Raw genomic sequence first — 17,105 nt, 5'->3', positions numbered from 1 at the left:
CGAAGTCTTGGCAGATCGGAGATCCGCACGGTCGGTGATCCACATGTAGCCACGGATCACGGACGCCGTGCCGACCGACGGGTGAACAGCGGGGGCGGACTTCACCGCGCCGAGGGCGCCGTGACAGTCGGTTCCGCCCCCGCCGTCAACGCTTGCGTCAGGCCTGCTCGCCCTCGGCGGCCGGAGCCTCGGCAGCGGGGGCCTCGGCGGCCGGAGCCTCGGCAGCGGGGGCCTCGGCGGCCGGAGCCTCGGTGGCCGGAGCCTCAGCGGCGGGAGCCTCAGCGGCGGGGGCCTCGGCAGCGGCCTCGGCGGCCGGAGCCTCGTCCTTCTTCTCGCCCTCGAGCAGGTCGCGCTCCCACTCGGCGAGCGGCTCGCCCGCGGCCTTCTCGCCCTTGTCGCCGGTGGCGACGCGAGAGCGGGAGATGAGGCCCTCGGCGACGGCGTCGGCGATCACGCGGGTGAGCAGGGTGACGGAGCGGATCGCGTCGTCGTTGCCCGGGATCTTGTAGTCGACCTCGTCGGGGTCACAGTTGGTGTCGAGGATGGCGACGACCGGGATGTTGAGCTTCCGGGCCTCGCCGACCGCGATGTGCTCCTTCTTGGTGTCCACGATCCAGACGGCGCTGGGCACCTTGGACATCTCGCGGATACCACCGAGGGTCTTCTCCAGCTTGGCCTTCTCGCGCGAGAGCACGAGAAGCTCCTTCTTGGTCAGACCGGACGCGGCGACGTCCTCGAAGTCGATCTGCTCAAGCTCCTTGAGGCGCTGCAGACGCTTGTAGACGGTGGAGAAGTTGGTGAGCATGCCGCCCAGCCAGCGCTGGTTGACGAAGGGCATGCCGACGCGGGTGGCCTGCTCGGCGATGGCCTCCTGCGCCTGCTTCTTCGTGCCGACGAACATGACCGTGCCGCCGTGGGCGACGGTCTCCTTGACGAACTCGTAGGCGCGGTCGATGTACGACAGCGACTGGAGCAGGTCGATGATGTAGATGCCGTTGCGCTCGGTGAAGATGAAGCGCTTCATCTTCGGGTTCCAGCGACGGGTCTGGTGACCGAAGTGGACGCCGCTCTCCAGCAGCTCCCGCATCGTGACGACGGCCATAGCCGTATCTCCTTGAATTTCTCGGTTGTGCCGCGGGTTCCGGACGGATCCCGCGCCTGACGCCCGCGATGCGCCGTGCCACGAAGGACCGAGGGGCGCTGATACGAACCGTCTCCGGATCTCGTATCGGGGCGTGCGAAGTCGACCCGGTGACCCGGATCGCCAGAAGAAGTGTACGGGACCGGCGGGGCACCGGGTGACGCGGCTGTCCACAACCGGCGAGTGGTCCACAGTTCCCGGCCATGATCGACGGATCGCGGGACCGTTCTCGCATGGGACGAGTGATGCGACGCGCGATGCGACGCGCGATGCGACGCGTACCGCGATGTACGGGTGCGGGTGTGAGGGCGGGTGCGGGTGTGAGGGCGCGTGCGGGTATGTGGGCGGTACTGCCACTGGCTCTGGCGATGATCACGCTGACGCCACCGGCTCGGGCCGAGGCGCCGCCGCCCTTGCCCGCGCCGGCGCCGCAGCTTCCGGCGCCGCGACCTCCGGCACCACGACCTCCGGTCCCGGCCGTCGCCCGCGTCTGGCCGGTGGGTGTCCGCCCGGCGGTGCTGCGCGGCTGGGAACCACCGGCGACGGTGTACGGCCCCGGGCACCGCGGCGTGGACCTGGGCGCACCGCCCGGCGCCGCGGTGCGCGCGATCGCGGACGGCCGGGTGACGTTCGCCGGCCGGGTGGCGGGGCGGGGTGTGGTGTCCGTGGAGCTGGCGGGGACGGACCTGCGCACGACGTACGAACCGGTGAGTCCGTCGGTGCGCAAGGGGGACCGGGTGGGGGCGGGCGAGGTGGTGGGCACCGTCGAAGCCGCAGGATCGCACTGTCCCCGTACATGCGTCCACTGGGGCCTGCTCAGAGGCGGCACCTACCTGGACCCGCTGTCCGTGCTCCCGCCGTGGCTGCTGCACAGGGGGCCGTCGAGGCTGCTGCCGGTACTGGGCGTGCCGCTGCCCGCGTAGCCGCGGCGGGCCTCAGCCCTCGGCGCTCAGCCCCGCACGCCCCGCAGCGCCATGGCGACCGCCGCGTCCGTGACCGCCGAAGGCTTCTCCGCCGCCCCCAGCTCGATCCGCCGCACCGCCGCGTCCACGACCCCCTGCAGCAGCATCGCCGCCAGCCGGGGCTGCTCGTGCCCCATCTCCGCCAGCGCCTCGACGATCATCGCGACGAGCCCGCCGTGCGCGGCCCGGATCTTCTCCCGGGCCCCGGCGTCCAGCTCACTCGCGGAGATCGCCACGACGGCCCGGTGCCGCCGGTCCCCCACCAGGGCCAGCTGCTGCCGTACGTACGCCTCGATCTTGCCGTCGGCCGTGTCCGCCCGCTCCATCGCCGCCGCGACCTCCGCCGCCCAGACGGGGAAGTCGACCTCGCACAGCTCCTCGACCACGGCGGCCCGCGACCGGAAGTACTCGTAGACGGACGACCGCGCCAGCCCCGTGCGCTCGGCCAGCGCGGGGAAGGTCAGCGCCTCAGTCCCGCCTTCGGACAGCAATGACCGGGCCGCGTCCAGCAGGGCGGCTCGCTGCATCGACCGGTGCTCGGCCACGGAGGCCGCTCGAATCCTTGGCACGCGACCACTTTACGGACACCTCACCCCGGAAGGGAGGACTCGGCACCCTCGGCGCCCTCAGCGCCCTCGACGTCCCCAGCGTCCCCGGTGCCCTCGGCGTCCCCAGTGCCCTCGGCGTCCTCCGTGCCTTCAGCGCCCGAAGCTCGCCAGCTTGGCCCGGAGCTGGAGCACCGACTTGGTGTGGATCTGGCTGACCCGACTCTCGGTGACCCCGAGCACGTTGCCGATCTCGGCGAGGGTGAGCCCCTCGTAGTAGTACAGCGTGACCACGGTCTTCTCCCGGTCGGGCAGCGTGTTGATCGCCCGCGCCAGGAAGCGCCGCAGTTCGCGGTCCTCGGCCACCTCCACCGGGTTGTCGGCGGCGGTGTCCTCCAGGGTGTCCATGAGGCTGAGCCGGTCCCCGCCCTCACCGCCGACGTGCAGCAGTTCCTCCAGGGCGACCACGTTGGCGAGCGACAGCTGACTGAAGACGGCGTGGAGCTCGTCGACCTCCATGCCCAGCTCGCCGGCGACCTCGCCCTCCGTCGGGGTGCGCCGCAGCCGCGCCTCCAGCGTGGCGTAGGCCCGCTCGACGTTGCGCGCCTTCTGCCGCACCGACCGGGGAATCCAGTCCAGCGCCCGCAGCTCGTCGATCATGGCGCCCCGGATCCGGGTGATCGCGTACGTCTCGAACTTGATCTCCCGGTCGATGTCGAACTTCTCGATCGCGTCGATCAGCCCGAACACCCCGGAGGACACGAAGTCGGCCTGCTCCACGTTGGGCGGCAGCCCCACGCTCACCCGCCCGGCCACGTACTTGACCAGCGGCGAGTAGTGCAGGATCAGCTGCTCCCGCAGCCGATCGTCCCCCGTCGTCTTGTACGACCGCCACAGTTCGTCGAGCGTCGAGGGAGCGGGCGGCCGCATGCTGCCACCGTCGCGGGCGGCTGGGGGGATCGCCGCCCGGTCGGACCCGGAGGTGTGCTGGGGCATTCGTCGCCTTGTGCCGTTCTGCCGTGAAGTGCCGTGAAGTGCTCTGAAGTGCTGCGGTGTGGTGCGGTGTAGTGCGAAGTGGTGTGGAGTGAGAGGGACTGGGAGGCCGTAGGGCGAAGTGGGCCACCTGGGTGAGCTGTCGGTCTGGTGTCGAGATGACGCGGTCTGCGCCCGAGCTTTGCGTGAGCGTAGCGTGACTGACGAGTCGCGGTGTGCGAACAGTGAGGCACCACCCGTGCGCGGGGCGCGTCCGCCGGTCGCACCACCGCACCCCACGTCTCGCTCTGCGTGACCGCACAAGGGCGCCAACTCCGGGAAAACCCAAGGGCGTAGGGCGTTCCCCCGGACGGCCGAACACGCTTGGTCAGCAACCACCGCGCCCCTCCCGGACCGACATCATGGCCTGGCGTGTCAACTTCCAGCCATCGCCGTGTCGTTCGACGTAACCAAGCGCTCGAAGTTCGTACAGTCTCGCGATCGCCTCGTCCCGGGTGGTCCGCGCGTCGGCGGCGATGTCCTCGGCGGGGGCGGGACGGTCGCCGGGCAGGGCGGCGAGGACGGTGCGGGCCGCCGGATCCAGGAGGTCCCGCGGCAGGACGGGGCCGCGCCTGGGCGGGGCCAGCTCGCCGATGTCGCCCACGAGTTCGACGACTTCTGCGGCGTCGGTGACGAGGACCGCCTCGCCGCGCAGCAGTTCGTGCACGCCGGCGGAGAGGCCGCTGGTGACGGGACCGGGCACGCCCATGGTGAATCTGCCCAGGCGCTGGGCGGCCCGCGCGGTGACCAGGGAACCGCTGCGGCAGGCGGCCTCCACGACGACGGTGCCCGTGGTGAGCGCCGCGATCACTCTGTTGCGCAGGATGAACCGGCTCGGAGTCGGATGATCGCCCGGCGGCAACTCGCCGACCACCAGCCCCTGTTCCGCGATCCTGTTGATCAACGCGGTGTGGCCGCGCGGGTAGGGTCGGTCGACGCCGCAGGCCAGCACGGCGACGGTGGCCCCGCCGACGGCGAGGGCGCCCCGGTGGGCGGCCCCGTCGATCCCGTACGCGCCCCCGGACACGACGACCCAGCCCCGCTCGGCCAGCCCCGAGGCGAGGGAGGCTGCGGTGTGGGCGCCGTACTCGGTGCAGGCGCGTGCCCCGACGACGGCCACGGACCTGAGCGCCCATATCCGCAGACTGGGTGTCCCACGCACCCACAGCCCGACGGGCCGCCCGTCCCCCAGGTCGTCCAGCTGTCCCGGCCACTCCGCGCCCCCCGGACACACGAACCGCATCCCCGCGGCCCGCGCCACCTCCAGATCCCGCTCCGGCTCGGCTCTCCCGGCCCGCGCGACCAGCCCGCCCCACCGCGTCCCGCTGACCCCCGGCAGCGCGTCCGCTCCCTGCCGTAACCGCCGCACCACCTCCCCCACCCCGAACTCCCTCAACCACCGCCCCCCGGCCTCGTCCCCAGGCTCCATCACCCGGGCCAGGAACACCCGCCCGAGCAGTTCACCGTCCTGATCGGATCCGGCGCTCACGTCATGGCTCCGAGGGCCATGGGAACGCCTCGTGGCACTCCGGTGCGCAGTTGCAGAGCGAGACAGACGTCGGTGGCGTCCGGACGGTCGTGGCCGACGAGGTCCGCCACCGTCCAGGCCACACGGAGCACCCGGTCGATCCCGCGAGTCGTGAGCACGCCCCGCTCCAGATTGCGTTCGGCCTCGTCCATCGCGCCCGCGGCGGCGTGGAAACGGCTGCGCAGTTCCCGGCCCGGCACCTCGCTGTTGGTGCGCCACGGGGTTCCGGCCAGGCGGGCCGCGGCCCGCTCCCGGGCCGCTCGCACCCGGTCGGCCACGGTCGCGGTGGACTCTCCCCGGGCACCGGGGTCGGTGAGCTGGGCGCGGGTGACCGGGTCGACCTCGACGCGCAGGTCGACCCGGTCCAGCAGCGGCCCGGACAGCCGGGCCTGGTAGCGGCGGATCGCCGACGGCGGGCAGTCGCACAGGGAGTCGCGCTGCGAGAAGCGTCCGCAGGGGCACGGGTTGGCCGCGAGCACCAGCAGGAACCTCGCCGGGAACCGGACCACGCCCGCGCTGCGCGCGATCACGACGTGTCCCGACTCCAGGGGCTGGCGCAGGGCGTCCAGGGTCTGGCTGTGGAACTCGGGGGCCTCGTCGAGGAAGAGCACTCCGCGGTGGGCCAGCGCCACGGCACCGGGCCGTGCGATGCCGTGGCCGCCACCCACGAGGGACTGCATGGTCGCCGAGTGGTGCGGGGCGCAGTAGGGAGCGACGTCGATGAGCGGTTTGCCCGGGGGCAGCAGCCCCGCCACCGAGTGTACGGCGGTGACTTCCACCGACTCCTCGCGGGTGAGCCGGGGAAGCACGGCGGGAAGCCGCTCCGCGAGCATGGTCTTGCCGGCGCCTGGCGGTCCCTCCAGGAACAGGTGGTGTCCACCGGCGGCGGACACCTCCACCGCCGTGCGCGCCGAGGACTGGCCCACCACGTCGGCCAGGTCCTGGCCCTGCTCGTGCAGTGCGGCGCCGACGCCGTACAGGCCGGTGGCCGCGCCCGTGCCGGGTGCGCGCATACCGGCGAGGAGAGGATCCGGGCGTCCCTGGTCGTCCGGTTCCTCGTCGGGGACGGGCTCTTCGGCCAGGATGGCGATCAGCTGCCGCAGGCTGCGGATGCCGAGCACGGACACGCCGGGTACCAGGGAGGCCTCTGCGGCGGAGCACTCCGGTACGACCACCTGCTCGTAACCGGCGTCGGCGGCGGCCAGCACCGCGGGCAGGACACCGCGGACCGGACGCACCCGGCCGTCCAGACCCAGTTCGCCGATCATGACGATGTCGGCGAGGGACCTGGGGTCGATCCGCTCCGCGGCGCCGAGCACCGCGCAGGCCACGGCCAGGTCGAACCCGGAACCGGCCTTGGGCACTGAAGCCGGGCTGAGTCCGACGGTGAGCTTCTTCTGGGGCCACTCGCCGCCGGAGTTCACCACCGCCGCCCGGACCCTGTCCCGGCTCTCCGTCAGGCTCTTGTCCGGGAGGCCCACCAGGGTGAACGCGGCGACGCCCGGTTCCAGGTCGGCCTGGACCTCGACGACCACGCCCTCGACGCCGACGAGGGCCACGGAGCATGTGCGGGCGAACGCCATGTCAGGCCACCCCCCGCGCGTGCTCGACGACAGGGGCGCCGCGGCGGGGCAGGAGAACGCCGACGAGGTCGATGCGGACGCCTCCGGGCGGGGCCCCTCCGTGGGTCTGGATCCAGCGTTCGGCCAGGCTCAGCAGGCGCCGGGCCTTCTGCGGGGTGAGGGCGGCCATCGGGTGCTGGTAGCCGCCGCCCCTGCGGGTCTTCACCTCGCAGACGACCAGCGTGCCGCCGTCCCGGGCCACGATGTCGATCTCGCCTGACCGTCCGCAGCGCCAGTTGCGCCGCAGGATCGTCATGCCCCTCTCGGTCAGCCGCCGGGCTGCCAGATCCTCGCCGTACCTGCCGAGTCCACTGCGTGCCTTGCTCATGTCGGCACCACCTCCGGTGCCAACCGTCACGCATCACACGAGGAGAAGTGGATCTTGGTGAGTTACCGGGCGGTTGTGGAAAACTCCGTCACCCGCACCGCCCGCTCCGCCCACAGCGCCCGAACCATCCGCGTCACCCACACCACCCGCATCACCCGCATCACCCGCCCGGCAGCTCCAAATCACTCTTGTTCAGCTCCTCGATGTTCACGTCCTTGAACGTGAGGACGCGAACCTGCTTGACGAAGCGAGCCGGTCGGTACATGTCCCAGACCCAGGCGTCCGCCATGGACACCTCGAAGAACACCTCACCCTGGACCGAGTGCACCTGCATCTCGTAGTCGTTCGTGAGATAGAAACGCCGCTCGGTCTCGATCACGTACTTGAACAGACCGACGACGTCTCGGTACTCCCGGTAGAGCTTCAGCTCCATCTCGGTCTCGTACTTCTCGAGGTCCTCGGCGCTCATGGCATGTTCCCCTTCAGCCGTGCGATCCCACCATTGTGCGCCAGTCCGGCGACCTCTCAGACGATTTCCGTGTCAAGGGTCACGGGCCTGGCCGGGGGACCTTCGTCGAGCAGCGTCCGCAGCAGCCCGGCGAGTCTGGTCGGATACACCGTCTCATGCGACCGGGTCAGTTCCTGACACGTCCACCAGCGCGCTCCGGCGACGCTGCGCCGCTCCAGCTCCGTCAGGCCCAGGGCCACGGTGGCCGTCTGGGTCGTACGGGCCAGGTAGAACCACTCGTCCTGGTCCCAGCGTCGCCCCGCGAACGGGAAGGAGCACCGCCGGCGCCACAGCACGGGACCGAGTTCGACCTCGGTGATCCCGGTCTCCTCGGCCAGTTCCCGCAGCGCGGCCTCCTCGTGCGTCTCGGAACCCTCCAGACCGCCGCCGGGAGTGAACCACCAGTCGTCGGCGGGGTCGTCGGGCTCATGGCCGTGCAGGAGCAGGATGCGGTCCTCGGGGTCGAGCAGGACCACCCGGGCCACCTTGCGCGGGCCGCCCTCGGCAGGGTGCTGCCCCGTGCCCTCGCCCGGTCCCGTGGTCGGGGCGGGGATCTCAGCGGACACCGGGGGTCTCCTGACGCGTCTTCGCGCGGGAGCGGCCCATGCGCGCCGCGATCGGGCCGTACGCGCCCCCGGCGAGGACCAGGACGGCACCGGCGACGATCATCAGCTCGATGGTCCGCACCGGGCCGGGCCGGGAGAGGGGGCCGAGGGTCTCGAAGCCGGTGGGGCGCTTGAGCAGGCCCTTCATGGGCCAGACGACGGAGTCGACGCGTGCGGAGACGGCCTCGCGGGAGACCGTGCCGCTGGCGGCGTCGGTGAGGTGGGCCGTGGAGTCCAGAGAGCCCTGGCGTTCGTCACCGAGGAGGAAGAGCCGGCCCTTGGGGACGGTCACGGTCGGGAAGTTCTTGATCTCGGCGAGGGTGCCCGCGGGCAGGTAGGGCTCGTCGATCTGCTTGCCGTTGACGGTGAGCTTGCCGTCGGTGCAGCAGGAGACGGTGTCGCCGCCGACCGCGACGACCCGCTTGACCACGTTGGCGTTGCTGACCCAGTTCTTGTCCTTGAAGACGACCACGTCGCCGCGCCGGACCTCGCCGCCGTCGATCTGCTGGGCGAGGACGCGGTCACCGACGTCGATCGTCGGGGTCATCGAGCTGGTGGGCACGGTGTACGGGCGGTAGACCAGCGCTCCCCAGACGAATCCTCCGAGGAACAGGGCCAGACCCAGGGCGACGGCCACCCCGGACAGCCGCTGTCCGAGCCGGCCGCCGCCCGCCTGTGCCGTGCCTGTGTCCGCGCTGCGCGGGGCCGTACGCGTCGTGCTCTCGCCGCTCATGGACCCGCACCCTACCCGGCGGTACCGAGCGGGTGCAGCCCCCTGTTCCGCGGCCTCGACCGCCGCTTACCGGTTCGTGGTCCGCCGCTTACCGCTTCGTGGTCCCGGGGGCGTCCGCACGCCTGCGCAGCCACACCGCGACCGGCAGTACCGCGGCCACCGCGATGCCCTCCGGTGCCACCGTGAGCGACTGGGACGCGGAGGACTGCTGACCGAGACCCGGCTGGTCGAAGGTGTCCGGCACGGGCAGGGTGCCCCAGCGGTTGATCGGCCAGGCCTTGACGATCGCGCGGCCGACGACCTCCTTCACGGGGACCATGCCGTGGTTCTTGTCGGCCTGGTTGTAGCGGGAGTCGCGGGAGTTCTGGCGGTGGTCGCCCATCACCCAGATGAAGCCCTTGGGCACCTTCACCTTGAACTGGCCGCCCTGGTCGTCCTGGCTGCAGGGGGTGTTGCCGGGGTAGACGTACGGCTCGTTCAGCGCGTGGCCGTTGACCAGCAGCGGGCCGGTGTTCTTGCACTCGACGGTGTCGCCGCCGACCCCGATGACCCGCTTGATCAGGTCCTTCTCCTCGGCGGACGGCATCAGGCCGATCCAGCTGAGGACCTTCTGCACGGCGTTCGGGTTGGGCGCGGGCTCGCCGGCCAGCCAGTTGTCCGGGTCGTGGAAGACGACGACCTCGCCGCGCTCGGGCTCGGAGCCGAACCAGGGGGTGAGCTTGTCGACCAGGACGCGGTCACCCTGCTGGAGGGTGTTCTGCATCGAGTCCGACGGGATCGAGAACGCCTGCACCAGGAAGGTCTTGATCAGCAGGGCCAGGACCAGCGCGATGCCGATCAGGATCGGCAGCTCCTTCCAGAAGGAGCGGGGTTTCCTCGGCTCGGACGCGGCCGACCGCGTGCCCGCGCCGCCGTCCGTCCCGTCAGTGCCGTCAGTCCCGTCGGGTCGGGGCCGCGGCTCGTCCGGCGTGCCGTCGTCAGCCGCCGCGAAGCCGTTTCCCGAGTTCACGGCGCCGTCCGCGGCGGGGCCGCTCGCGTCCACAGGGTGCCCGCGGTCCTCCTCGCCGTCGTGTCCCGACCGTGCGCCAACCGCCACATCCCCCACGCCAACTCCTTACTCCGTGCCGCCGCCTGCCCCATAGCCGGTGCAGGCCCACCACTCCCATAACGAGCGGGAGTTCCGCAGGGATCGGGAGCTTGGTCATTCCGTTCGGATCGTCGGGGGCAACCCTATGCGACGGTGCGGAGCCCGCCGTCGCCCCGGACACGGAGTCGGCAACGCTTGCGAAGGTTTTAGGTTCCTCCAGGCGCGTCCAGTGGCCGATGGGCCAGCCGATGACCATGGCCCGGCCGACCACCAAGTCCACGGACACGGTTCCCCCGTACGGGGTGTTCTGGTGGAAACGGGAGTCCGCGGAGTCGCCCCGGTGGTCGCCCATCACCCACAGGCGCCCCTGGGGGACGGTGATGTCGAAGCGCTGCTCGGAAGGGACGTCACCCGGGTAGATGTAGTCGCCCTCGGTCAGCGGCACGCCGTTGACGGTGATACGGCCCTGCGCGTCGCAGCACTTCACATGGTCGCCGCCGACCCCGATGACCCGTTTGATCAGGTCCTTCTCGTTGGCGGAGGGCAGCAGTCCGATGAAGGTGAGGCCTTCCTTGAACTGCTTGACGACGACCGGGTCGTCCGGCTTGGCGGTCTGCTCGTCGGCGAGCCAGCCGCCCGGGTCGTGGAAGACGACGACGTCTCCGCGCTGCGGCTCGGAGCCGAACCACGGGGTGAGCTTGTCGACCAGGACGCGGTCCCCGATCCGGATCGTCTGCTCCATGGAGCCGGACGGGATCACGAACGCCTGGACGAGGAAGGTCTTCAGCACCAGCGCTATGAGGACGGCGACACCGACCAGGAGGGGGATCTCCCGAACGGCTGAACGCCTGCGCTTGCGCTTCACCTTGCGCTGGAGTTTGCGCCGCTCCGCGCGCGTGCGGCCGCCGGCCGCGGTGGAGGTGCGCCGGGAGCCGGTGGGCAGCAGGTTGTCGGCGGGCGAGCCGGACACCCCGCGGGGCCTGCCCCGGTTACCCATGGCCACCCGACCCCGCAGGCCGAGGCGCGCCGGGCGCCGGCACGCGCGCGTAGGCGGTGGGGCGCCGCAGGTGCGTCCAGTGGCTGTACGGCCAGGCGATCCAGTCGGCGCGGCCGATGACGCGGCCGACGGGGATCATGCCGCCGCCGGGCGAGCCGAGGTGGTCGCGGGAGTCGCTGGAGTCGTCGCGGTGGTCGCCGAGGAGAAAGAGCCGGCCCTCGGGCACGACGACGTCGAAAGGCACGGTGGACGGGGCGTCCCCGGGGTACAGGAACGCCGTCTCGTCGACCGACCGGCCGTTCACCTGGAGCTTCCCCTTCCTGTCGCAGCAGACGACGTGGTCGCCGCCCACTCCGACAACGCGTTTGATGTAGTCGGCGTCCCCGAAATACCCGGATCCGTCGAAGACAACCACGTCACCGCGGCTGGGCCCGCCCCCGAAACGGTATGCCGCCTTGTTGACGAGAACGCGGTCCCCGATCCTCAGTCCCTGCTCCATGGACCCGCTCGGGATCTGGAACGGCTGCACCACGAACGTGTTGAGGACCAGCAGGAACGCCAGGCAGGCGAAGGCGGTGACGGTGATTCCACCGCCCGGCAGCCAGTTCGCGATCCGGTCCGGCAACGCGAAACGCGACCGGCCCTCCGGCCCCGGAGTTCCGGGGTGGGAGGAGCGGTCGCGTTCCGTCGGCTGCGCTTCGGTGTCCATCGGGGCCAGATGCTATCCGGCCCCGCTGTGACACCGCGTTTCCCGGTGTCGGTCCCGGGAAGACGCTCAGTTCTCGCGCTTCTCCTTGATCTTCGCGGCCTTGCCGCGCAGCTCACGGAGGTAGTACAGCTTGGCGCGGCGCACGTCACCACGGGTGACCAGCTCGATCTTCTCGACGATCGGGGTGTGCACCGGGAAGGTGCGCTCGACGCCGACGGAGAACGAGACCTTGCGGACCGTGAAGGTCTCGCGGACACCGGAGCCCTGGCGACGAATCACCACGCCCTTGAACTGCTGCACACGGGAGCGGTTGCCCTCGATGACGCGGACGTGGACGTTGACGGTGTCACCCGGGCGGAAGGCCGGGATGTCACTGCGCAGCGACGCGGCGTCGACGGTGTCGAGCAGGTGAGACATTTCGTCTGCTTTCTTCGCTGATGCCACAGGTCATCAACGGGAACTAGGTGTACAAGAGGTCTGCCGTGCGGGTCGGGACGGGCGTCGTGTCCCCCTGTGGCAGGGGCGCACGCCGGACCGGCGCACAACAGCGCCCTATTCTTCCACGGCCTCGGTTCTGCGCCAAAATCGGCCGTACGGCTCGCCCGCCGGGTCCGGGGACCAGCCGAGGATGGAGAGCATCTCGCGGTCCTTCTTGTCGAAGGCCTTGGGCTCGCAGCGTTCGATCAGGTCGGGCCGGTGGGCCGTCGTACGCCGCAGGGCCTCGTCGCGGCGCCAGCGGGCGATCTTGCCGTGGTGGCCGCTGAGCAGCACCTCGGGGATGTCCCGGCCGCGCCAGATCGGCGGCTTGGTGTAGACGGGGCCTTCCAGGAGGCTCGCCATCGCGCCGGGCGCGAAGGAGTCGTCCCGGTGGGACTCGGCGTTGCCGAGGACGCCGGGCAGCAGCCGGGCGACGGCCTCGGTGATGACAAGGACGGCCGCTTCGCCGCCGGCGAGGACGTAGTCGCCGATGGAGACCTCGTAGACCGGGATCCGGGTGGCGTACTCGTCCATCACGCGGCGGTCGATGCCCTCGTAGCGGGCGGGCGTGAAGATCAGCCAGGGGCGCTCGGAGAGCTCGACGGCGAGTTCCTGGGTGAACGGCCGGCCGCTGGGGGTGGGGACGATCAGGGCGGGCGCCTGGGAGCCCGTCTCGTAACCGTCGGCCAGGGCCGAGTCCAGGGCATCGCCCCAGGGGTCGGTCTTCATGACCATGCCGGGGCCGCCGCCGTAGGGCGTGTCGTCGACCGTGTTGTGCCGGTCGTACGTCCAGGACCGCAGGTCGTGCACGTGGACGTCCAGCTGCCCGCGCGCGCGGGCCTTGCCGACGAGGGAGACGTTCAGCGGTTCGAGGTACTCGGGGAAGATCGTGACGACGTCGAGGCGCATCAGGACTCGCCCTCCGACGTGTCCCCGGCCGTGCCCTTCGCCGCGTCCCCGGCTGCGTCCTGCGCCGCGTCGACGACCGTGTCCTGGACCGTGCCCTTCGCCGCGTCGCCGGCCGTGTCCTGGGTCGTGTCCTCTGCCGCGTCCCGGGTCGAGTCGATCACCGCGCGGTCGTCGATCAGGCCCGGCGGGGGCGCGATGACCGCCCGCTGCTCCTCCAGGTCGATCCCGGTGACGATCTCCTCCACGAACGGGATCAGCACCTCGGTGCCGTCGGGGCGCTCGACGATGAACAGGTCCTGGGAGGGCAGGTGCGAGACCTCGGTGATCCGGCCGACCTCCACCCCGTCCTCGGTGACCACGTCGAGGTCGATGAGCTGGTGGTCGTAGTACTCGTCCTCGCCCTCGGGGAGTTCCTCGGGGTCGATCTCGGCGATCAGGAGGGTGTTGCGCAGGGCCTCGGCGCCGTTGCGGTCGCCGACGCCCTCGAAGCGCAGGAGGAGACGGCCGCTGTGCACGCGGCCGGTGGCGATGGTGAGCGGCCCGGCGGAGGCCGGGTCGGTGGCCAGGACGGCGCCGGGGGCGAGCCGCAGCTCCGGCTCGTCGGTACGTACCTCGACGGTGACCTCGCCCTTGATGCCATGAGCACGGCCGATCCGCGCGACTACCAGCTGCACGAGTACTGATCTCCTGTCATACGACTGCGGGCCGGGGACGGCCCAGTGGCCCTCCCCGGCCCGAGCCGGTTGCGATGAAGCGTCAGCGGACGTGGTCCACGTCGACGAGGTCGACACGGACACCGCGGCCGCCGATGGCGCCCACGACGGTGCGCAGAGCGCGCGCGGTGCGGCCGTTGCGACCGATCACCTTGCCGAGGTCGTCGGGGTGGACCCGGACCTCCAGCACGCGCCCGCGGCGCAGGTCGCGCGAGGCGACCTGCACATCGTCAGGGTTGTCGACGATGCCCTTCACGAGGTGCTCAAGCGCCTCTTCGAGCATGCTGCTCAGGCCTCGGTCGACTCAGCCGCAGAGGACTCAGCGGCCGCCTCGTCCTTCTTCTCAGCCTTCTTCTTCTGGGTGATCGCCTCACCCTTGCCCTCGTCGTCACCGCCGAGAGCCTCGAACGACGGACGCGCGGCCTTCGGCTCGGCGACGAGCAGCGGCGCGGGAGCCGGCTCGCCCTTGAACTTCTGCCAGTCGCCGGTCTTCTTCAGGATGGCGAGAACCGGCTCGGTCGGCTGCGCGCCGACACCCAGCCAGTAGGCGACGCGGTCGGCGTCCACCTCGATGACCGACGGGTTGTAGGTCGGGTGGTACTTGCCGATCTCCTCGATGGCCCGGCCGTCACGGCGGGTACGGGAGTCGGCGATGACGATGCGGTAGTGAGGCGAACGGATCTTGCCCAGACGCTTCAGCTTGATCTTGACTGCCACGGGAGTGGAATCTCCTGGTTTTGACGTGGTTGGGCACGGCAGGTTGCCGCGTGGGGTTGCGGTACCCGAGTGCCCGATGGACGCGTCAGCCGGAGGAGAGAGGGGTCCTGTGCGGCTGTCGAGTACAGCTGGCTATTCTGCCACACCCCGCGGGTCGCTTTCGGCCGAGGGGTCGAGGTGATCTTGGGCATGCCCGGGGAGGCACCCGGCGCGGGGGTGAGGTGCGTCGGGTGCGTGCCGCCCGGCACGTGCGGTGGGCGTCAGGCTGGGTCCGCGGCTGCCACGAGCAGTCGCGGACTCAGCTTGCCGCGGCTCCCACGACCTCCGGGATACGGAACGGCTTGCCGCAGCCCCCGCAGACGATGGGCGCCTGGGCGAGGACCGAGGGGACCACGCGGACGTTGCGGCCGCAGTCGCAGACCGCCTTGACGCGGACGCCGCCGCCGGAGGAGCCGTGGCGGGCGGCCGGGCCCCGGAAGGTGCGGCTCGTGTCGGCGGAGGTGGCCACCGTGTGGGCCTTCAGCGCGCGCTGGAGGCGGTCGATGGTCGGACGGTAGCGCCGCTTCGCCTCGGGATTGAGCGTGACCAGGGAGAAGCCGCTGCTCGGATGCGGTTCCTCGGGGTGGTCCAGGCCCAGTTCCTCGGCGACGGCCAGGAAGCGGCGGTTGTGGTAGCGGCCGGCGCGGGAGGTGTCGCGGATCCCACGGGCGGCGGCGATGCCGTGGACTGCCTCATGGAGCAGTCGCTCGAAGGAGAGTTCGTGACCGCACGCGGACGACGACTCCCCGATCAGGGACTCTGGCGCGGCAAGGTCCGGCAGCTCGGGGTGGTACCGCTGAATGTCGGCCCACGCCTGTGCCAGCTCTGCGGCGAGAACAGGTGGTGTCTGTGTCGTGCTCACGTAAGGACAACGAGCGGGGGTGCCGCTGTGTTCCGATTCCGGGGCATCCCAAATATTTTGCACTTACCCGTCAGTTGCCGCTGATGTGTCCTGACGAGGGCGGGTGCGCTGATCTGCGGAGAAGCCTCGCAGCTCGTACCAAGCCGGTGCGTAGAGTGACGTACGACCCCTCACGTAGACCCGCTCCGCGCGGTGGTACGGCTGTGGTCGCGGGATGCGCAAGGGGTGTTTCGGCCGCTGTCGCGCAAGGGCCCGCTGTCTATCTCAGCGCCGGGTACGACGGCGACGTTACCGGGTGGCTGCGCTGCGCCCCGCACCGGCCCGTCCCCCAGGTTTCGGGGACGTGAAATCTCGCCGGAGCGGGCGCCGGTAGGCAAGCGGGGCTCCACACCCACTGGACGACACCGCGAGCCGGGAGTTACCTGACATACGTGGGAAGTGCGCGCGCACGGGCACGGGGGCCACGCAATCGGGCACTGCGGCGATCTGTCGGCGGAATGGGGCGCTTACCTATGACACCTACGACGCTCGTGCGGGAGCGTTTGTCCCACCCGGGTTCTTCCGAACCGCCGGGCGAGGACCTGGGCGCACGCGCGCGTGACTGGTCCGAGATCCAGGAGCGGATGCTGGTCCCGCTCCACGAGGCCGTGTACGACCGGCTGGAGGTGGGCCCGGCCACACGGCTGCTGGGGCTGCGCTGCGGCACGGGGCTCGCTCTGCTGACGGCGGCTTCCAGAGGGGCCGCGGTCACCGGTGTCGACTCCTCGCCCGAGCGGCTCGCCCTCGCACGCGAGCGGCTGCTGGCGGGCGGGGCGCCCGGCACGGGCGGGCCTGGTGAGCGGGGTGAGCGGGGTGAGCAGGGTGACGCGCGGATCGTGGAGGGATCGCCCGCGGAGATCTTGCCTGCGGCCTCGGACGCGGCACATGCGGCTGTGGACGCGCCCGCGTACACCCTGGTGACCGTCTTCGAGCCGATCGGCTGTCGCGCCGGTGATGCCGACGGGATCGGTGAGCTGCTGGCCTCCGCGGTGCCCCTGGCGGGGCGGGGGGCCGCCGTGGTGCTGGTCGGCTGGGGCCCGCCGGAGCGGTGCGCCACGTCCTCGGTGCTGCGGGTGGCCACGAAGCTGGCGGATCCCCTGCGGAGCGCGCGCAGCTGGCGGCCGGCTCGCCGTGACGACCTGGAGGAGGTCGCCCAGCGGGCCGGGTTGAAGCCGGACGGCTCCGGGCGGGTGGCCTGTCCGTTCGGGTACGCCGATGTCGACAGTGCGGTGCGGGGGCTGGTGTCGACGGGGCTGTTCGACGCGGCGATCGCGGCGACGGATCGTAAGCAGGTGGACAAGGAGCTGGTGGAGGCGTTGCATCCGTACCGGCGTGGTGATGGGACGGTGTGGATGGGGAATGTGTTCCGGTATGTGATCGCCCGGGTGTAGCGGCGGCTGGTTCGGCAGTGGTTTCGTGCGGGTTCGTTGTGGCTGGTCGCGCAGTTCCCCGCGCCCCTTACTGATCGTTTCAGAATGAGGTTCGTAGGCGGCGGAGGCATATGAGACTGCAGGCCAGTTCGAGCAGGCCCTGGTGGAGATCGGCGCGTCGT

20 protein-coding genes are annotated in these 17,105 nt (G+C 71.2%); 2 read left to right on the top strand and 18 right to left on the bottom strand.

The window, feature by feature from the left end; genetic code table 11:
• Positions 1–157: 157 nt before the first annotated feature.
• Positions 158–1,102: a 30S ribosomal protein S2 gene (gene rpsB / locus ACGFYV_RS31700; protein WP_393881955.1), complete on the bottom strand. Its 945-nt coding sequence runs from the start codon at positions 1,100–1,102 to the stop codon at positions 158–160.
• A gap of 407 nt (positions 1,103–1,509) precedes the next feature.
• Here rpsB and ACGFYV_RS31695 point away from each other — a divergent pair, with 407 nt between their 5' ends.
• Positions 1,510–2,064 (top strand): murein hydrolase activator EnvC family protein, encoded by a 555-nt coding sequence (locus ACGFYV_RS31695; protein ID WP_393881954.1) that lies wholly within the window; start codon positions 1,510–1,512, stop codon positions 2,062–2,064.
• A 26-nt stretch (positions 2,065–2,090) separates the two neighbouring features.
• Here ACGFYV_RS31695 and ACGFYV_RS31690 read toward each other — a convergent pair whose 3' ends face one another.
• The 17 genes from ACGFYV_RS31690 to ACGFYV_RS31610 form a co-directional block, all read right to left on the bottom strand.
• Positions 2,091–2,648, bottom strand: coding sequence for a TetR/AcrR family transcriptional regulator (locus ACGFYV_RS31690; RefSeq protein WP_393881999.1), 558 nt, complete (start codon positions 2,646–2,648; stop codon positions 2,091–2,093).
• Between the two features lie 153 nt (positions 2,649–2,801).
• Entirely contained in the window at positions 2,802–3,644 is an 843-nt protein-coding gene (gene whiG / locus ACGFYV_RS31685; protein ID WP_393881953.1) for an RNA polymerase sigma factor WhiG, read from the bottom strand.
• A gap of 364 nt (positions 3,645–4,008) precedes the next feature.
• Positions 4,009–5,109 carry a DNA-processing protein DprA gene (gene dprA / locus ACGFYV_RS31680; RefSeq protein ID WP_393881998.1) on the bottom strand — a complete coding sequence of 367 codons (1,101 nt, stop codon included), beginning with the start codon at positions 5,107–5,109 and terminating at the stop codon, positions 4,009–4,011.
• 56 nt (positions 5,110–5,165) lie between these two features.
• The gene (locus ACGFYV_RS31675) at positions 5,166–6,791 is read right to left on the bottom strand and encodes a YifB family Mg chelatase-like AAA ATPase (RefSeq protein ID WP_393881952.1); all 1,626 of its coding nucleotides are present in this window, start codon (positions 6,789–6,791) and stop codon (positions 5,166–5,168) included.
• A gap of 1 nt (position 6,792) precedes the next feature.
• Positions 6,793–7,158 (bottom strand): YraN family protein, encoded by a 366-nt coding sequence (locus tag ACGFYV_RS31670; protein ID WP_393881951.1) that lies wholly within the window; start codon positions 7,156–7,158, stop codon positions 6,793–6,795.
• A 160-nt stretch (positions 7,159–7,318) separates the two neighbouring features.
• Complete coding sequence (locus tag ACGFYV_RS31665) at positions 7,319–7,627, bottom strand: DUF2469 domain-containing protein (protein WP_003965949.1); 309 nt, start codon at positions 7,625–7,627, stop codon at positions 7,319–7,321.
• 56 nt (positions 7,628–7,683) lie between these two features.
• Positions 7,684–8,220 (bottom strand): NUDIX hydrolase, encoded by a 537-nt coding sequence (locus tag ACGFYV_RS31660; RefSeq protein WP_393881997.1) that lies wholly within the window; start codon positions 8,218–8,220, stop codon positions 7,684–7,686.
• Position 8,221: 1 nt separating this feature from the next.
• Positions 8,222–9,004, bottom strand: coding sequence for a signal peptidase I (gene lepB, locus ACGFYV_RS31655; RefSeq protein ID WP_393881950.1), 783 nt, complete (start codon positions 9,002–9,004; stop codon positions 8,222–8,224).
• Positions 9,005–9,092: 88 nt separating this feature from the next.
• On the bottom strand, positions 9,093–10,100 hold the full coding sequence (lepB, locus tag ACGFYV_RS31650) for a signal peptidase I (RefSeq protein WP_393881949.1): 1,008 nt from the start codon (positions 10,098–10,100) through the stop codon (positions 9,093–9,095).
• The gene (lepB, locus tag ACGFYV_RS31645; RefSeq protein ID WP_393881948.1) at positions 9,982–11,088 is read right to left on the bottom strand and encodes a signal peptidase I; all 1,107 of its coding nucleotides are present in this window, start codon (positions 11,086–11,088) and stop codon (positions 9,982–9,984) included. The genes lepB (ACGFYV_RS31650) and lepB (ACGFYV_RS31645) overlap by 119 nt, the downstream gene beginning before the upstream one ends.
• Entirely contained in the window at positions 11,081–11,797 is a 717-nt protein-coding gene (gene lepB / locus ACGFYV_RS31640) for a signal peptidase I (protein WP_393881947.1), read from the bottom strand. Before lepB (ACGFYV_RS31640) ends, lepB (ACGFYV_RS31645) begins: the two co-directional genes overlap by 8 nt.
• A 66-nt stretch (positions 11,798–11,863) precedes the next feature.
• The gene (gene rplS, locus ACGFYV_RS31635) at positions 11,864–12,214 is read right to left on the bottom strand and encodes a 50S ribosomal protein L19 (protein ID WP_362119592.1); all 351 of its coding nucleotides are present in this window, start codon (positions 12,212–12,214) and stop codon (positions 11,864–11,866) included.
• Positions 12,215–12,349: 135 nt separating this feature from the next.
• Positions 12,350–13,183, bottom strand: a complete 834-nt coding sequence (gene trmD, locus ACGFYV_RS31630; protein ID WP_393881946.1) for a tRNA (guanosine(37)-N1)-methyltransferase TrmD — start codon at positions 13,181–13,183, stop codon at positions 12,350–12,352.
• Positions 13,183–13,857: a ribosome maturation factor RimM gene (rimM, locus tag ACGFYV_RS31625; protein ID WP_393881945.1), complete on the bottom strand. Its 675-nt coding sequence runs from the start codon at positions 13,855–13,857 to the stop codon at positions 13,183–13,185. The genes trmD and rimM overlap by 1 nt, the downstream gene beginning before the upstream one ends.
• 82 nt (positions 13,858–13,939) lie before the next feature.
• The gene (locus ACGFYV_RS31620) at positions 13,940–14,179 is read right to left on the bottom strand and encodes an RNA-binding protein (protein ID WP_005479813.1); all 240 of its coding nucleotides are present in this window, start codon (positions 14,177–14,179) and stop codon (positions 13,940–13,942) included.
• Between the two features lie 5 nt (positions 14,180–14,184).
• On the bottom strand, positions 14,185–14,613 hold the full coding sequence (gene rpsP, locus ACGFYV_RS31615) for a 30S ribosomal protein S16 (protein WP_393881944.1): 429 nt from the start codon (positions 14,611–14,613) through the stop codon (positions 14,185–14,187).
• Between the two features lie 298 nt (positions 14,614–14,911).
• Positions 14,912–15,514: a hypothetical protein gene (locus tag ACGFYV_RS31610; protein WP_393881943.1), complete on the bottom strand. Its 603-nt coding sequence runs from the start codon at positions 15,512–15,514 to the stop codon at positions 14,912–14,914.
• 512 nt (positions 15,515–16,026) lie between these two features.
• Here ACGFYV_RS31610 and ACGFYV_RS31605 point away from each other — a divergent pair.
• Positions 16,027–16,944 (top strand): class I SAM-dependent methyltransferase, encoded by a 918-nt coding sequence (locus tag ACGFYV_RS31605; protein WP_393881942.1) that lies wholly within the window; start codon positions 16,027–16,029, stop codon positions 16,942–16,944.
• The last annotated feature ends 161 nt before the right edge of the window (positions 16,945–17,105 follow it).

Source organism: Streptomyces sp. NPDC048297 (genome assembly GCF_043201585.1).
GTDB lineage: Bacteria > Actinomycetota > Actinomycetes > Streptomycetales > Streptomycetaceae > Streptomyces.
Note: the sequence above shows the minus strand (reverse complement) of the source record. Positions and strands in the feature narration are given on the sequence as shown.

Bases quoted from the DNA above. Each gene is read 5' to 3' on its own strand.
- rpsB (WP_393881955.1), bottom strand. From the start codon at position 1,102: ATGGCCGTCGTCACGATGCGGGAGCTGCTGGAGAGCGGCGTCCACTTC.
- ACGFYV_RS31695 (WP_393881954.1), top strand. From the start codon at position 1,510: ATGATCACGCTGACGCCACCGGCTCGGGCCGAGGCGCCGCCGCCCTTG.
- whiG (WP_393881953.1), bottom strand. From the start codon at position 3,644: ATGCCCCAGCACACCTCCGGGTCCGACCGGGCGGCGATCCCCCCAGCC.
- dprA (WP_393881998.1), bottom strand. From the start codon at position 5,109: ATGGAGCCTGGGGACGAGGCCGGGGGGCGGTGGTTGAGGGAGTTCGGG.
- ACGFYV_RS31675 (WP_393881952.1), bottom strand. From the start codon at position 6,791: ATGGCGTTCGCCCGCACATGCTCCGTGGCCCTCGTCGGCGTCGAGGGC.
- ACGFYV_RS31670 (WP_393881951.1), bottom strand. From the start codon at position 7,158: ATGAGCAAGGCACGCAGTGGACTCGGCAGGTACGGCGAGGATCTGGCA.
- ACGFYV_RS31665 (WP_003965949.1), bottom strand. From the start codon at position 7,627: ATGAGCGCCGAGGACCTCGAGAAGTACGAGACCGAGATGGAGCTGAAG.
- lepB (WP_393881950.1), bottom strand. From the start codon at position 9,004: ATGAGCGGCGAGAGCACGACGCGTACGGCCCCGCGCAGCGCGGACACA.
- lepB (WP_393881948.1), bottom strand. From the start codon at position 11,088: ATGGGTAACCGGGGCAGGCCCCGCGGGGTGTCCGGCTCGCCCGCCGAC.
- lepB (WP_393881947.1), bottom strand. From the start codon at position 11,797: ATGGACACCGAAGCGCAGCCGACGGAACGCGACCGCTCCTCCCACCCC.
- rplS (WP_362119592.1), bottom strand. From the start codon at position 12,214: ATGTCTCACCTGCTCGACACCGTCGACGCCGCGTCGCTGCGCAGTGAC.
- trmD (WP_393881946.1), bottom strand. From the start codon at position 13,183: ATGCGCCTCGACGTCGTCACGATCTTCCCCGAGTACCTCGAACCGCTG.
- ACGFYV_RS31620 (WP_005479813.1), bottom strand. From the start codon at position 14,179: ATGCTCGAAGAGGCGCTTGAGCACCTCGTGAAGGGCATCGTCGACAAC.
- ACGFYV_RS31605 (WP_393881942.1), top strand. From the start codon at position 16,027: ATGACACCTACGACGCTCGTGCGGGAGCGTTTGTCCCACCCGGGTTCT.